General features: G+C 49.3%; 17 protein-coding genes. 6 read left to right on the top strand and 11 right to left on the bottom strand.

What is annotated here, in order from left to right:
- The first annotated feature begins 211 nt into the window (after positions 1–211).
- Together RIN67_RS02610 and RIN67_RS02605 are read left to right on the top strand one after the other, a co-directional pair.
- Positions 212–1,075, top strand: coding sequence for an SIR2 family NAD-dependent protein deacylase (locus RIN67_RS02610; RefSeq protein WP_264999834.1), 864 nt, complete (start codon positions 212–214; stop codon positions 1,073–1,075).
- Complete coding sequence (locus RIN67_RS02605; protein ID WP_264999835.1) at positions 1,068–2,402, top strand: cupin domain-containing protein; 1,335 nt, start codon at positions 1,068–1,070, stop codon at positions 2,400–2,402. Before RIN67_RS02610 ends, RIN67_RS02605 begins: the two co-directional genes overlap by 8 nt.
- Positions 2,403–2,493: 91 nt before the next feature.
- On the opposite strand, the gene RIN67_RS02600 is transcribed toward RIN67_RS02605, so the two are convergent.
- On the bottom strand, positions 2,494–3,090 hold the full coding sequence (locus tag RIN67_RS02600; protein ID WP_264999836.1) for a TetR/AcrR family transcriptional regulator: 597 nt from the start codon (positions 3,088–3,090) through the stop codon (positions 2,494–2,496).
- A gap of 195 nt (positions 3,091–3,285) precedes the next feature.
- On the opposite strand from RIN67_RS02600, the gene RIN67_RS02595 reads away from it, so the two are divergent.
- Positions 3,286–4,116: a metallophosphoesterase family protein gene (locus RIN67_RS02595; protein ID WP_264999837.1), complete on the top strand. Its 831-nt coding sequence runs from the start codon at positions 3,286–3,288 to the stop codon at positions 4,114–4,116.
- Between the two features lie 161 nt (positions 4,117–4,277).
- Here the strand turns inward: RIN67_RS02595 and RIN67_RS02590 are convergent, their stop codons facing one another.
- The 8 genes from RIN67_RS02590 to RIN67_RS02555 form a co-directional block, all read right to left on the bottom strand.
- Positions 4,278–4,694: an Asp23/Gls24 family envelope stress response protein gene (locus RIN67_RS02590; RefSeq protein ID WP_264999838.1), complete on the bottom strand. Its 417-nt coding sequence runs from the start codon at positions 4,692–4,694 to the stop codon at positions 4,278–4,280.
- 27 nt (positions 4,695–4,721) lie between these two features.
- Positions 4,722–5,141 carry an Asp23/Gls24 family envelope stress response protein gene (locus RIN67_RS02585; RefSeq protein ID WP_056944008.1) on the bottom strand — a complete coding sequence of 140 codons (420 nt, stop codon included), beginning with the start codon at positions 5,139–5,141 and terminating at the stop codon, positions 4,722–4,724.
- Positions 5,142–5,154: 13 nt separating this feature from the next.
- Positions 5,155–5,343, bottom strand: coding sequence for a hypothetical protein (locus RIN67_RS02580; protein WP_087613046.1), 189 nt, complete (start codon positions 5,341–5,343; stop codon positions 5,155–5,157).
- Between the two features lie 11 nt (positions 5,344–5,354).
- Positions 5,355–5,897 carry an alkaline shock response membrane anchor protein AmaP gene (amaP, locus tag RIN67_RS02575; protein WP_264999839.1) on the bottom strand — a complete coding sequence of 181 codons (543 nt, stop codon included), beginning with the start codon at positions 5,895–5,897 and terminating at the stop codon, positions 5,355–5,357.
- Between the two features lie 12 nt (positions 5,898–5,909).
- A complete protein-coding gene (locus tag RIN67_RS02570; RefSeq protein WP_056944005.1) occupies positions 5,910–6,161 on the bottom strand; it encodes a GlsB/YeaQ/YmgE family stress response membrane protein in 252 nt (83 codons plus the stop codon).
- 221 nt (positions 6,162–6,382) lie between these two features.
- Positions 6,383–6,985: a hypothetical protein gene (locus RIN67_RS02565; protein WP_264999840.1), complete on the bottom strand. Its 603-nt coding sequence runs from the start codon at positions 6,983–6,985 to the stop codon at positions 6,383–6,385.
- Positions 6,986–6,989: 4 nt separating this feature from the next.
- Positions 6,990–7,490 (bottom strand): zinc-ribbon domain-containing protein, encoded by a 501-nt coding sequence (locus RIN67_RS02560; RefSeq protein WP_264999841.1) that lies wholly within the window; start codon positions 7,488–7,490, stop codon positions 6,990–6,992.
- A gap of 19 nt (positions 7,491–7,509) precedes the next feature.
- Positions 7,510–7,770, bottom strand: coding sequence for a Mor transcription activator family protein (locus RIN67_RS02555; protein WP_056944003.1), 261 nt, complete (start codon positions 7,768–7,770; stop codon positions 7,510–7,512).
- Between the two features lie 436 nt (positions 7,771–8,206).
- Here RIN67_RS02555 and RIN67_RS02550 point away from each other — a divergent pair, with 436 nt between their 5' ends.
- Positions 8,207–8,956, top strand: a complete 750-nt coding sequence (locus RIN67_RS02550) for a helix-turn-helix transcriptional regulator (RefSeq protein WP_313872940.1) — start codon at positions 8,207–8,209, stop codon at positions 8,954–8,956.
- Between the two features lie 73 nt (positions 8,957–9,029).
- Positions 9,030–9,794 carry a hypothetical protein gene (locus tag RIN67_RS02545; RefSeq protein WP_264999843.1) on the top strand — a complete coding sequence of 255 codons (765 nt, stop codon included), beginning with the start codon at positions 9,030–9,032 and terminating at the stop codon, positions 9,792–9,794.
- 179 nt (positions 9,795–9,973) lie between these two features.
- Here RIN67_RS02545 and RIN67_RS02540 read toward each other — a convergent pair whose 3' ends face one another.
- Both RIN67_RS02540 and RIN67_RS02535 read right to left on the bottom strand, forming a co-directional pair.
- On the bottom strand, positions 9,974–10,699 hold the full coding sequence (locus RIN67_RS02540) for a lantibiotic ABC transporter permease (protein ID WP_264999844.1): 726 nt from the start codon (positions 10,697–10,699) through the stop codon (positions 9,974–9,976).
- Positions 10,696–11,598, bottom strand: coding sequence for an XRE family transcriptional regulator (locus RIN67_RS02535; protein ID WP_264999845.1), 903 nt, complete (start codon positions 11,596–11,598; stop codon positions 10,696–10,698). Before RIN67_RS02535 ends, RIN67_RS02540 begins: the two co-directional genes overlap by 4 nt.
- Before the next feature lie 318 nt (positions 11,599–11,916).
- Here RIN67_RS02535 and RIN67_RS02530 point away from each other — a divergent pair, with 318 nt between their 5' ends.
- Positions 11,917–14,202 (top strand): DUF5776 domain-containing protein, encoded by a 2,286-nt coding sequence (locus RIN67_RS02530; protein ID WP_264999846.1) that lies wholly within the window; start codon positions 11,917–11,919, stop codon positions 14,200–14,202.
- Positions 14,203–14,243 lie beyond the last annotated feature (41 nt).

Below are 14,243 nucleotides of genomic sequence, written 5' to 3'. Positions count from 1 at the left end.
CACTAAATACTTCGCTGGTTGCATGTCAAAGTACTCTGATACGCCACACTCACCCCATCTCAGCTTTCCAGCCATCCCAAGTTCGCGACACATTTAAAAACCTGTCCATAACTAGACACTTTAACGCAGCTGTACTTAAGTTATTCCTGATCAGGTCTTAGACTAACACCTATTATCGATCATTTTTAAAACAGTCAAAGGAGCCTAATCAATGGAACCGCAAGTTAAAGAATTCGTGCAACACATTAATGAAGCCGACGCCATTCTAGTGGGCGGCGGCAGTGGTTTGTCGAACGCCGCTGGGATGGACTTCTGGTATGAAGCTAGCCCACTTTTCATGAAGCACATGAAATACTTCTACGATAAATACCACTTTAAAGGCCTCTTCAACGGTTTCTACACCCACTTTGATTCCCCGGAGGAACGCTGGGCCTTCTTCTTGATTGCTTGGAAGATGGTTTTTGAGATTCCGGCCCAGAAGAAGACCTATGAATACCTTAGGACCGTGATTGGTGATAAACCCTACCACCTCATCACCACCAACCAAGACGGCCTATTCAAACAGTACTTTCCCGCCGACAACGTCAGTGAGATTCAGGGGTCGCACTACTTTCTTCAAAGCAAAAACACCGAAACGGATAAACACCTCTACGATAACCAAGCTATTGTCGAACGCTTATTACCCAAAATCAAAAATCACCGGTTACCCCGCGAAGACTTTCCTGTAAGTCCCATCGATGGCGCCCCCCTAACCTTCTGGGTACGCAGTCCAGAATTTCTAGAAGACCAACGCTACCACGACGAATACCAAAAGATCAGTCGTTTTCTGGGGCAACACGCTGGTCAAAAAATCCTGTTTCTCGAGATGGGCGTCGGGCGGATGACTCCCATGTTCATCCAAGAACCCTTCTGGGAAATGACGCACTATCTGCCCCAAACCTTTTACGTGAACATCAATCCCAAGGATGCGCTGACCAGTCCCGAGATTAAACACCGTTCTCAATTAATCAGCGCTGATATTAACCAAGTGCTTAAGGAAGCCGCTAGTTTCATGCAAGGAGGAGCCCATGCCTAATTCAATTCAAATCGCCCAACACTGGTTAACCGATGCCGACGCCATCTTAGTCACCGCCAGCAATGGGTTATCCATCTCCGAAGGCCTCAATCTATTCGCCCAAGACGCCAAATTACACCAGGTCTTAGGCGACCTAGCCGATAAGTACCCGCTGTCAAACTTACTCACGGCCCTAAGCTATCACTACCCCGACCCCCTGGATCAGTGGCGCGCCTATGCCCGGATTACCGAATATTATTCCCATAATTATCACCCGTCATCCTTAATGACTACGTTAAAACATCTTCTAGGGAATAAGCCCACCTACTTTTGGACGTCCAACATTGACCACCACTTCGACTTAGCCGGCTTCCAGAACACCTTCGAAATCGAGGGTAACTGGTTAAGTGGCGTGTGTCGCGAACATCCCCAAGAGCACGGAACGGTGGACCTCAGCGCCCAACTCCACCAGATTTACCTGAAGGACCAAGCCGGGACCCTGACCCGTGCCGACCGGCCCACCTGCGATAAGTGTGGCGCCCCGTTGATTCTCAACCTAGCGGGCGAAGCCTTTCAGGCCGATAAAACGCGGGCCCATGGTTTCACCGACTTCCTGCAAACCTACCAGAACCAAAAGCTCCTGGTTCTGGAACTGGGAATTGGTCCCCAAAACCAGCTGATCAAAGCGCCAAGCATGCAGCTGGTAGCGGATGCTCCCCATAGTCACTACCTCACCATCAATAAGGGGCAGCTCTACATCCCCGATAACATTGCCGACCGCGCGATTGGCTTCTCGTCAACGATTGAGCAAGCCTTCCATGCTCTGACCACCGGGCAAGCTCAGGGGCTCCAGATTGAGGGGCCTACCCAGCCCCATCCCCAGTTGACACCTCAACAACAGGCCAAACAGGAACAAGCTGCCCAACCTTTCCTGCCCTTCTACATGGTTAACCAAGGAATTCGTCCCGGCGAATTGACCATGTACCTGACCATCGATGCGCAACATCCCGCCCACTTCCACTTTGTCGAACGGGGTCAAGCCTGGATGTATTCGATGGGCGACGCCGTGGTGGCACACTGCTTTACGCAAGAAGGGAAGTACTACCAGGTTCAGTTAGGACTGGATAAAACGAAAGATCAAGTCCACGGCTTTTACGTGGAGGCCGGAACCTTCATTGCCTTTGAGCACCTGACCGGCGATGGCGCTGGTTTTTCTCAAATCAGCGGCAATATTCCGCCACAAGACAAGGGCCAGCTGATGGTTCCCAAGCCGGATGAGCTAATCAAGTTGTTCCCTGAGCAACGCGCCTTAATTGAACGGTTAGCCGTCACGACGCCGACCCACTAAGGCTGACTTCTCCGCCAAACTAAAAGCGAAAAGGAATTCTCAGTGGTAGAATTCCTTTTCGCTTTTTCAGTCGTCAGACGCCATCCCCTGTTCAGTCCGACAAATCGCCTTGGAAGGCGGTATAGCCGCTATTGATGAACCGGTTCAACAGGCGGAGGTCATGATACCACGCGTCATTCTTGATGAACCCATTCTTCTTGTTCATGGCAAACGACCCGTGGACCGTGTAAATAAAGAGTTTTTCCGCATCTACCGCACTGAGGCCAGTTCGCCGTTGGATGGCCGGCACCATCCGCTGCCGTTCCCGGGCAATGATTCGGCCCACAATGTATTCGCTGAGCATGGGATCCATCAGCAGTTCATGGTACTTGTTGGAGTCGGCGACGCGTTGACAAGCGGCCAATTGCGACTCATTTTCCTTAAGATAATCCATATCCGTCGATTGGGCACCAGCACCCAGCGCCGTCAGTTGTCGATTATCCGTAAACATTAGCGCATCATCCAGCACTGCATTCAAAACATCATCTAAGCCATCAAAGTGGAGATAAAACGTCGACCGGGCGATATCGGCTTCCCGGCACAGCTTAGTCACGGTCATGCCGAAGTAACCATGACTTTTGATCAGCTGAATAAATGCATCTTTGATGACCGTGATGGTATACTGCGTGCGACGATCCGTCTTTCGCATTAAAAAACTCCCTTTCGCGATACTGTCTTCTCGTCCCCCAAGTTTTTTTCCGGACGAGTGTTTCAATCCAACAACCTGTCCATTATTATAGATACTGTCTGAAAAATGTAAAGTCGTCTCACTCATGGACGACGTACCGCTGACCCGCCGAAATATGTTCGACGAGGCCATTCAATCTTTCAAGGAAGTGACACCATGTTACAAAAAATTGCCGTCTTGGCCGATATTCACGGAAACCTGTCCGCACTGACCGCCGTCTTGGCGGACGCTCGCCAGCAAGCCGTCACGGATTACTGGTTTCTAGGTGATTTCTTTTTACCGGGGCCGGGCGCGGAGGACCTTTACCAGGCCTTAGCCGCCGTCCAGCCCAGCGTTTGGTTGCAGGGCAACTGGGACCAGGGGATTCAGGCCCTAGTTGACGGTCAAGGTCAGCTGGAGGACCCCTCCGAAATCTACTTTGCCCGTCTAACCCAATATCTGATCGAACGCCTATCTCCCGCCCACTTCCAGGCACTAGTCAAACAGCCCATCGCCACCAGTCGCACGGTCAACGGCCTGGACTTCGGGCTTTCCCATAACCAACCGGAGCGTTCGACCGGTCACGACCTGTACCCTAACCAGGCCGAAGCCCACTTCGACCACCTAGTGGGGCAGCATGACGTGGCGGTTTACGGCCATATTCATCAGCAGCTCCTCCGGACGTCAGACCAAGGACAGCTGTTCATTAACCCGGGGGCGACCGGCCAACCTTACAGTCCCTACGCCAAGTTCATGGCCGACCAGCGAGCCCACTACGCCATCCTGACCGTCACCGATGCCGGTCAGCTGTCCGTTGACTTCCGCAAAGTCTCTTACGACATCTCCCAAGAGATTGCGCGGGCAAAACAACAGAAGCTGCCCTACTTCGACCTATACCGCCACTTACGACAAACGGGGGTTACCAGTACCCACGACAAGGCCCTGCTCAGTCGGGTGAACGCCGCTCAGGGATATCCGCAAGAGGTACAGGCTTACTTTCACCGTTAACCCGCATCCGTGCTTACCCGGTTCACTGCTAAACCGGTCCAACTGCTGGCTACGTCTTAACGCCAGCGCCTGCCACCAATGACTTGCACTTATATCATCTTTTCATGCTAAAACGGCCCCTACCATGATTGTCTCCGCAATCATGGTAGGGGCCGTTACCTTTAGCTTTCCTTTTTAGGTTTCTTACCCGAGCGTTTTGCTTCCGCCTGTGCCCACTCTTCCTTGGTCAACAAGTCCTTGACCCGTAACTTGATCTGAGTGATCTGGAAACCTGTCATCGTTTTAACGTCCCGCGTAATCTGGTCGACTAACTGGTCAAAGATGGCCTCAGCTCGTTTACCATAAGCCAACAGGGCCGTCAACTCTAAGGCAACCGTCTGGCGCTCCTGATTGGCATCAACCGCAACCCCAATCTGGGGCTGTTCCCCATTCGTTAAGCGGTCCGATAAATTCTCAATCAGATTTCCCTGTAGGGCTAGTACGCCCGGGACATTCATGGCCGCTTTCCCGGCAATCTTTTCTAAAACGGCATCGTCAAATAACATCGTCTTTCGAGGTGCTTCTGGTGGTGTCGTCATTTTTTACCTTCCTTTCGGGTTAGGACCCTATGCGACTTCCGGACTATCCGTGGCGTGCTGCGAGTTCGGTTTACCAGCTGCTTGCGCTTGCCAATCCGCCTTGGTCATCACGTCGTTCACGTGAACATTCAACTCGACCACGTCTAAGCCCGTATAACGCTCAACGTCTTGCTTGATGCGTTGACAGAGTTGCGTAAAAATCTGACGCATATCTTTACCGTACTCAATGGTCACGGTCAACGCCAGCGCCACTTGTTTCTCACCCACTTGAGCATCGACGCCTTGAGTCGGGTCAGCGTCGCTTCTAAAACGGTTCGTCAGATTGCTGAGCATGCCACCATCGAGCGCCAAGACGCCATCAACGTTGCGTGAGGCCCAGCCGGCCAATTTTTTGATGACATCGTCTTCAAAAGTCAACTTCGTTTTCAGCGTTGGTGTGTCAGTCATGTGGTTTCCTCCTTTAACGTTCACGTGATAAACGGTCGTCAATCTTACGTCCTAGGGCCGCAAAGTCCAATCGACCGAACCGGCCGATTCCCCAGCCAATGGCGCCTAAACTAGCAACACCCAAACTGGCGGCGAACCCTAGGGTTACCCAGATAACGCCGAGAACCATCCCGACGACCAGGCCAATCAATCCGCGATTCATGTTCATCCCTCCTAAAGCACCTTAACGGGTCTCTGCCGGTCAACGGGTGCCAACCGAACCACTGGAATCACAGCATGCATTCCCAATTGGTTTTGCAGGTAAGTCTTCACGGTATGGGTAGTCCGCAACGCCGTATCCCGTAGCTGATGGTCCGGCTGAGTGGTTGCGTCTACCCGCACGATGACCCGCTGGCGCCGCCGTAAACGAACGGTCACCTGAGGATCGATCAACCCCAACTGGTCAACCAAGTAGTAACGCAAGTTCTTCTCCAAGACTCGCTGGGGAATCGCCATGGTACCCAGCTTGGTCTTGAGTACCGTCTGGGGAATCCGAATTGGCGCTAACACGCCTAAGCCCAATAATCCTAAACCAACGAGACCACTCACGGCCATACCAGCGGCGAGCCAGTACGCCATCCCCGGAACCTGTTGGGCGACTTGGTGGCTCCAGGCAGTTAATCCCGGAATCTTGAGCCACCACCCAATCTGGTAGACGGCAAGCCCAATCATAAGAACCCCCACAATGCCCAATGTCCATTTATAAATTGGTCGCATTGTCTCACCACCCTACGTGCGCCGCATAGAGAGGACGGCGGAGACCAGAACAATCAGGAGAATGGCGCCGACAATGGAAGGGACTAAAGCCATGCCAGCTAATGCTGGGCCCCAGCTCCCAAATAACGTCTGACCTAACCAGGACCCAATCAACCCGGCCAAAATATTCGCAATCCAGCCCATCGACTCACCCCGATTGGTGATGGCACCCGCCACAACTCCAATCAAAGCACCAACAATTAATGACCATAACCAGCTAAACATAACTTCATCCCTTTCTTTTTCATAAGTTATTATTAATTTATGCCATTAGTCTATCAAGCTATACATTAGTTGTCAACAATAATAATCATTATTTTTTATTGATTGATGAGCTTAACCATACGATTGCCCACCCATGCGCGTTCAGGCTTTAAACTGCACCCTTCCAAAGAAAAAGCATTAACCGTTATCGGCCAATGCTTTTTGATTACCCCTTAATTTATTTAATATTCCGTGACGGTCAGTTCAATCGTTCCGCCATCCCCAGCTGAGCGAACCCAATAGCTCCCGTCGTCCTCACCACCAGAGGTAATGTCGAAATCATACCGTCCGGGAAATAAACCACTGTTTAACTGGCTCTTCGTGATGGTTTGATTCTTACCGCCACTGGTCATTTTAATGGTCATGTCATCACCATAACCCGTATAATTCAGAACGCGTACGGGGGACTTCCGCGTCGTTAGATAGTAACTCGTAAAGAGCCCCAAGACCTTCTTACTCTCTACTGTAAACTGATAATCCACTTTAGTTCCGGAAACCGTTTGACCACTGGTAATGATCTTCCCAATTTCGCTAGTCGGATCTGTCGCGTTATCGTGCAAGTCCTTAACCACACTTTGCGCACCGATATCACTAAATTTAATCTCCTGATTATCTTTAGAAAATTGTTTCAGGAAAAGTTTTCCATCTTTATTTTGAACCACCTTAGTAATGTTGCTAGCCAACCGATTTTCCGACACAGCAACCCGTGTTTTGATGAAAAGACTACCACCAACTAAAACTACAACCACGGCAATGACTAATGCGATAATATCCTTTTTCTTCATCAAACTAATCCTTTCTATCTAAGAACATCAGGACAAGTGGGTATAGGCTTACTACCGGTACCATAAGCAACCAGCTCAATCCAGTATTTTTCTTAAGGTAGGCTAATCGCCGCATATTCGCAGATATCAACAGAATATCCGTAGCCCAACAAAGAATCGTACCTAAGTACGGAATGGCAACAAAGGCTAAGTTTAACAACAGGACACCTAAATATCCCCACCAAAAGACCGATTTACGACTTTCTGGCACATCTCCGTTAAATTCAAACACGTGTTGCATAATGTATTGAATACTCCCCACGAATCCCAGCTGTGGCTGTTCCTCCGTATGGCTTGGCTCCTGTGAAGCCGTCTGAGTATACTGGGCATGTGCTGTCACTTTCTCTTGCGCACGATTTTGATTTGCCTGCCCCGGTTGTCGTTCCCCCGTTATCTGCGCACCACAGGCTGGGCAGAATTGAGCGTCTGGTTCTAACTGATGACCACAATTTGGACAAAACTTCATAATAAATCACTCCTCAACTTTACTTCTTGGTTTGATGTACGACCCGCTGAATCCACTTTTGAGAATATCCATACTCTCGCGCTAGAGCCTGCTGATTGTGTCCGTTATATTTCATTAACACCTTCTCAGCTGCCAGTTGGCGATCATATAAATGTGACGGAATCGTCATCTGCATCCCCTTATACTGTTGATAAATCGCCAACATCGCTTCGACCCCTACTAATTCACTCAAGCTACGATAGAAGTCATGGAGTGCCGTGACGTCAACCTTCTCATCCATCCCATTCACCACCTCTAGTTAACATATTAGTAAACAGTGTTTGCTTTCGGAACAGCACTTGAACCAGTCGTTTTCAAGGAACACCACTGGTCATTTACCCTCATTTTGACCACCACCCTTACTAGCTGAAGAACCAGTCGAACTTGCTTTCTTGATAGGATAAGCATAGGCTTCAAGGTAGAAGAAATACTTCTACTTATTTTTATTTAAAAATTTTAAGGAGCTGGTCACCATGAACGCCGCCTACCGTCAGCTTTACATTTTTCAGCAGCTACTCTCGAATCACGTAGTCGTTAAAGCCCAACTAGCCACAAAATTTGCGGTGACTCCCCGGGTCATCCAAAGTGACCTTAGCCAAATCAAAACTTTCATCCATGAACAACAACTTTTTTATGAATTAACCTATCACCGCCAACTTGGGGGCTACCGGTTAGATGTGAGTCAAGACGCCATTTCACAACAAGCCATTCTGGTTTTAATCAAGGTCTTACTTGCCAGCCGGTCGCTAAACCAAAAAGAGATCGAGCAGACTATCGATAGTCTCCTCAATCTCATCCCACCACTGGAACAACGCGAAATTATTCCTATTATTAAAAATGAACGGTTCCATTACCAACCCGTGACCCATGGTAAGCCCTTATTAACACTCATCTGGCAATTTAGTCAGTTGATCGAGCACCAAACGACCGTTGAGATTCTTTACCGTAACCAATTAGGCCATGTGGATCAACGCACCATTCTACCGCAAGCCATCATTTTTTCGGAATACTACTTCTACGTTGTTGCCTACAGCCAGACATACCACGCTAACCGCTTTTTCCGCTTAGACCGTATTCAAAACTACACGCCCTCGACCACACAATTAACCCGATCCCGCGGTGAACGTTTTGAAGACGGCGAGCTCCGTCAATACATTCACTACATGCAACCGGGCGAGAAAATGACCATTCAATTCGAATTTCGAGGCATCGTTGAGGCCGCCCTCGACCGCTTCCCCACGGCCAAAATAAAAGCACGCTATCCCGAACGGCATAGCGTGCTCATTGAAGCTGATGTATTTGATAAAGGGGCTAAGATGTGGCTGTTGAGTCAGGGGAGCTTGGTGACGGTGAAGGAGCCGGAAGCCTTTCGTAAAGATATAGAATCCGAAATAAATAAAATGTTTTTTGGCTATCACCGTTGTTGATGTTTATTATTTTCTTAATTAAATATATAATGAAAGCGAATACAATAAATAAGTGCCATACCGGAGGCTTACTATGACTAATGAAAAAGAATTACTCCCATCTGCAGTTGCCAGTGCGCTTAAACTTCCCGGCGTTAAAATTGATCGTCGTAAATTTTTAGCAGAAACTTTTTCAAAAACACAAGGTGAAGAGTTATCAAAAATTATTGATTACGGACCACAAACTGTTTTTGATACAGCATATTTAACTGCTACAGCTAAACATATTGTCCGCCGTGATACTGAAAAGAGCACCGTTGCTTCATTTTTAACTGGACTGCCATCAAACCCTGCAGTAATGGCGGGAAGCAGTGCTGTTGATATTGCACAATATTTTGCCTTTGCTTTAAGGATGGCCCAAGAAATTTCATATATCTTTGGAAAGCAAGACCTATTTGATAATAATGGTGATCTATCCGAAAACGGGGAAAGAGATATCATTTTATATCTAGGTGTTATGTTAGGAGTTTCAGCAGCTAGCTCAGCAATTATTTATGCTACTAGAGAATTAGGAAAAACGGCTGGAAAAAAGGTTGCTAGTAAAGCACTTACAAAGACCCTATGGTATCCAATACTTAAAAAAATTGCGGCAGCAATCAATATAACAGTAACTAAGCAAACTGTATCAAAAACAATCACCAAAGTGGTTCCCGTCGTCGGAGGTGTTTTATCAGGCGGACTAACATTTATAACATTTAAACCTATGGGTAATCGCTTAATTCGTTCCTTTGCTAAAGCACTTAATTCCGATGAAGCAAGTGTAAGTGAAGCTCGTGATGTCATTCTTGAAGCAGTGTAAATAATCTAAAATAAGGGTTCAAATTAATCTAACTCTTTCGAAAACATAAACAGTGTTTTTCCTAATCATATACATCATTGTTTTCATAAATCCACTAAATAGCGCTCTAGCAAATAGTCCCCATTAAAACTGGGCTTATGTCCAATTTTAATGGGGACTATTTGCAATATCTATCCCAACTAACCCCGCCGAGACACCCCACCACCAAACAACCGCAATCGCAAGCCCACCAAAAACGGCATCAGCGTGATCAGCACTGACAGGCCAAACTTCCACAGGTGACCACTCGCCGCCTGGTGAGTTAACTGCGTATAAAAGAACTGGTAAAAATAATACGGCGGTAAGAATTCCTGAATCTTAGTGATGACCCCCGTGAACGTCCCGGTTGAGAACCACGAAAACGGCACGATCATCAATGCAAACAGAAACATCAGCGGCGTGGCCCCCACATCAACCGTAGTGGGACTGAAACTAATTCCGAACCAAAACCCAATGACACTGAAATAAATGCCTAAGGCCGATAACCACAGAACGGCGTCCCAATAGTTTCGGTCAATGGTCAGCGTCTGCAAGCCAATCCCCAGTAACGTGATCACTAGAATAATCAGTAAGTGTAAACCAATCTGAATGATCAACTGACTCAAGAGATACCGCCAGATAGAGTAATGCGACAGTCGGGCCTGCGCAAGATAGAATTGACGCCCCGCCGAGAGTCGCTTGCTAAACGTCACGATGGCATTGCCCAGAATCCCCATCAAGCTGGCAATCAAAAACGCGATAAACGGATCCATCATCCGGGGATTCACCACGCTAGGCAAGAGGTACCAGGTCGCCGGAAACACGATGGTAAAAAAGATAAACCGTTTATTACGAAGCACCTGCTTCAACTGAATCCACGTAATCATTGTGCTGCCACCCCTTCTGAGTCGTCCTGTCGGTACCACTGTTCAATCGTCTGGTTCTTGGCGTGAATCGTCTTGACCAGGGCGTCGCGTGCAATCTGCCCGTTTTTCAAGAGCACGACCCGGGTAAAAAACTTATCGATTTGATTAAAATCATGTGTGGCCACCAAGGTCGCCCCCTGCATCCGTTCTAATAAACGCCAAAACAAGTCGATGGAATCCAAATCCATCCCCACCGTCGGTTCATCCAAGATCAGGAGTTTAGACGGCCGCAAAACGCTGAGTAACAACGCCAACCGTCGCTTTTGCCCACCCAACAGGTTCGCGACGTACGCCTGCCGACAGTCCAACAACCTAAACTGTTGGAGTAGTGCTTCCCACCGGTTCGCAATCGCCACCTGCTTGATGGCGGCCACCAACCGTACCTGTTCAACCACTTTCAACGTGGGAATCAAGACGTTTTCCTGCGCCATGACCTCTAAATCATCCTGCCGAGAAAAGTGAGTGTGAACTATTCCCATATCAGCGGTTATTTCCCCGGAAATAATCTTAATCAACGTCGACTTCCCCGCACCGTTACTTCCTAGTAACGCAATCCGGTCATGACTATGAATCGCCAAGTCAACGCCCGTCAGAACTGGGTGTTCGAAGCGTTTGTGGATCTGTTGCAGTTCAAGAATGCCTTCCCGTTGGTCAGCCGCCCCCAAAAGTAGCTGATCCAACGTGACTCCCAGAATCTGGGTCAGTAAGAGGACCTTATCCAAGCTAGGCTCCGACTGTCCGCCTTCCCACTTCGAGAGGGCTTGCCGTGAGATGTAGAGTTTACGGGCTAGCTCGGCTTGAGACAAATGGTGTTCCGTTCTAAACTTCTGTAGTTGCTGTGGCAAGGTGTTATTCCCCATCAATAACCATCCCTTTCATTGGTTGCTTTAAAGATACCGACAACCGCGTCAAAACACAAGCTTTCCCGATATATCCATAGTTGCGGACCTTGCTACTTTTGGTTGCCCCCCTATTTTTCCTGTTAAACGCTATCCGGCGAGCAACCCACACCGTAATTTTCGGTTTACGTCAAAACCACTTTCTGATCAACCATCCCCAACATCGTCACCGACGTTACACCCCAGAATGGAAAGCCACCTCCAGAACTAATTGTGAATTTAATCACATTTTGATATAATACTAGTTAACAACGGATAACTTTTAAGGGGGACTATATTATGGTTAACCGACACCTCAGACTCCTTTTGGTCACCGCAGCCCTCAGTATTGGCCTCATCACTGGTCTTCAACCTAACTTCGTGGAAAGTCAGTCCGCCAACCCGATTGTCGCTAAAGCCGCAGAACCCGCAGACGGTGTTATCCAAGACCCGCAGCTAGCACGGTTAATTCGCGAAACCCCACTGGCAACGGGACAAACCACCTTTTACGGCATGGATGGCCCACTTAACTTCAAAAATACGATTGACCCCACCAAGCCACTAACTCCCGAAAATCTAGAAAACCTAGAAAATATTTACGTTCCTAAGGATAGTGCATCACCCCAAATCGACAGCTTAGAAGGCCTGCAGTACGCTAAAAATTTAAAGTACATTTCGTTCTTGAACCAAACCGACCACATGAGCTCAACGAACGATGGGCAAATCACAAGTTTAGCACCCCTAAAGGACTTACCCCATCTGCAAATCATCCAGCTACCCCAAGAAGCCATTACGGATATCACCCCCATCAAGCAACTTTCCAGCTTGAAATACGTTGAGCTGTCTAATCAGAAAGGTGAAATGGATGGCTCCCTCGATCACGCGAATTGGCCGAACTTAGTAGCGCTCACGGCGGTCAATAACAACTTATCCGGCTCCCTTAACAGCCTATCATCCGCACCCATGCAAGACTTAACCCTCACCAATAACCGCGTTACGGGAACGATTCCGGATGCCGAGTGGCGGAACATGCTCAGTTTCGTGGCGCCCAATAACCAATTGACGGGCCCCCTGCCTAAGACCTGGTCCCGGATGTATAACTTTGTGGCGCAAAACAACCAACTCACCGGAACGCTCCCGAGTGAGTGGGGCCACAACGCGATTTATCTTTTAAGCATCGCCAACAATCGCCTCAGCGGTCCCGTGCCGCTGGCGTGGTCGAACATCCGCTCATTTAATAACCTCCCCATCCAAATCGACACGTCGCAAAACCAACTCACGTCCAGCCTCAACCTCGCTGGACACCGGTATACGTCACGGAATCAAACCTTTGACGCGTCGAAACAGTGGACCCGGTCCGGTACGACCGCTAGTCTCAAGCTATCCGACCAGTGGTTAGGGACGCTCGATGCCGGTAAATACGTCCACCAGCTGGATGCCGTCACCCACCTCGCGACGACCTACCGCGCACCCCTGCCGCACTTCACGGACGCCACTTCCCAGCCGGGATTCTATTGGAACGTCACCCCACCAAATGTGCTGCGTGACGACTCTTCCGATAATGGTCGCAACGTCACCTTTACCGGTAAAGACGGGCGGACGCATAACCTAGCGGACCTGATCAAATTGGTTCGCGATGGGGCGAATAACTACCGGTTCACGATCGATACCCGTCAAATTCCGGCGGGAACGACCATCTCCTTCAACATCCATTTCGCTGACCTCTACCGGGCCGATCCCGTCGCTCCGGTCTTCGCCTCAAGTGTCATCAAAACCAGTCTAACGGCGAAGCGGGATACCGGGACCCCCGGGCCCACCAATCCTACCGACAACACCGAAGTACAGGAGCCCAATCGTCCGACCGTCCTTGAACCTTCTGAGTCGGGGAACGGACTGCTGGCTGGTGAACGAGCGGCCGTTTACGCCCGCAAGCCCATCTACCTGTACCGCCAGGCGACCTTTAAAAAGTCCGCCAGAATTGCTGCGTACGTGAAGAAACCACGAGTCTACCGCCCAATGTTCGTGGTCTTAGACTACGCGCGAAGCCGCAACGGCGCCTTGCGGTACCGGGTCAAGGACGTCAACCATCACAGTAAAACGGCTGGAAAGGTTGGCTACATCACGGCCAAGACCAGCTACGTCCGCGCGGTGTACTACCAGAAGCGACACGCAACCCTAACCGTGATCAACCCCAAAGGCATCAACGAATACCGGCAGGCCAACTTGACGGGGCGTGTTAAGCACCTCAAGCAAGGAACTGTACTAAAGGTCAAAAAAATTGTGACGCATAACCTCACCACGCGCTACGTCTTACCTAATGGCCACTACATCACTGGTAACCGTAAGTTGGTCTTCGCGGGACGCCAAAAGCAACCCCAACGGATCCAACTTAAACGCGCAACTGGGGTGTACCGCGACCTGAACTTCCGGCAGAAAAGGAAGGTCCTTCCTAAGGGGACCGTCTTAACCACCACCGGTTATGACTTCTCCCGGAAAACCAGCATGACCCAAACCGGTACCAAGCGTTACGTGGTTGCGGGCGGTTATCTGACCGCCAATCGCCATACCATTAAAATTATGAAATAACTAAACCGTCCCACCGGCATTGGCCTTAATCGTCAATGCTG

It is taken from the genome of Levilactobacillus namurensis, from assembly GCF_032197885.1.
GTDB lineage: Bacteria > Bacillota > Bacilli > Lactobacillales > Lactobacillaceae > Levilactobacillus > Levilactobacillus namurensis_A.
The sequence above is the reverse complement of the archived record's forward strand: the minus strand, read 5'-3'. Positions and strand labels throughout refer to the sequence as shown.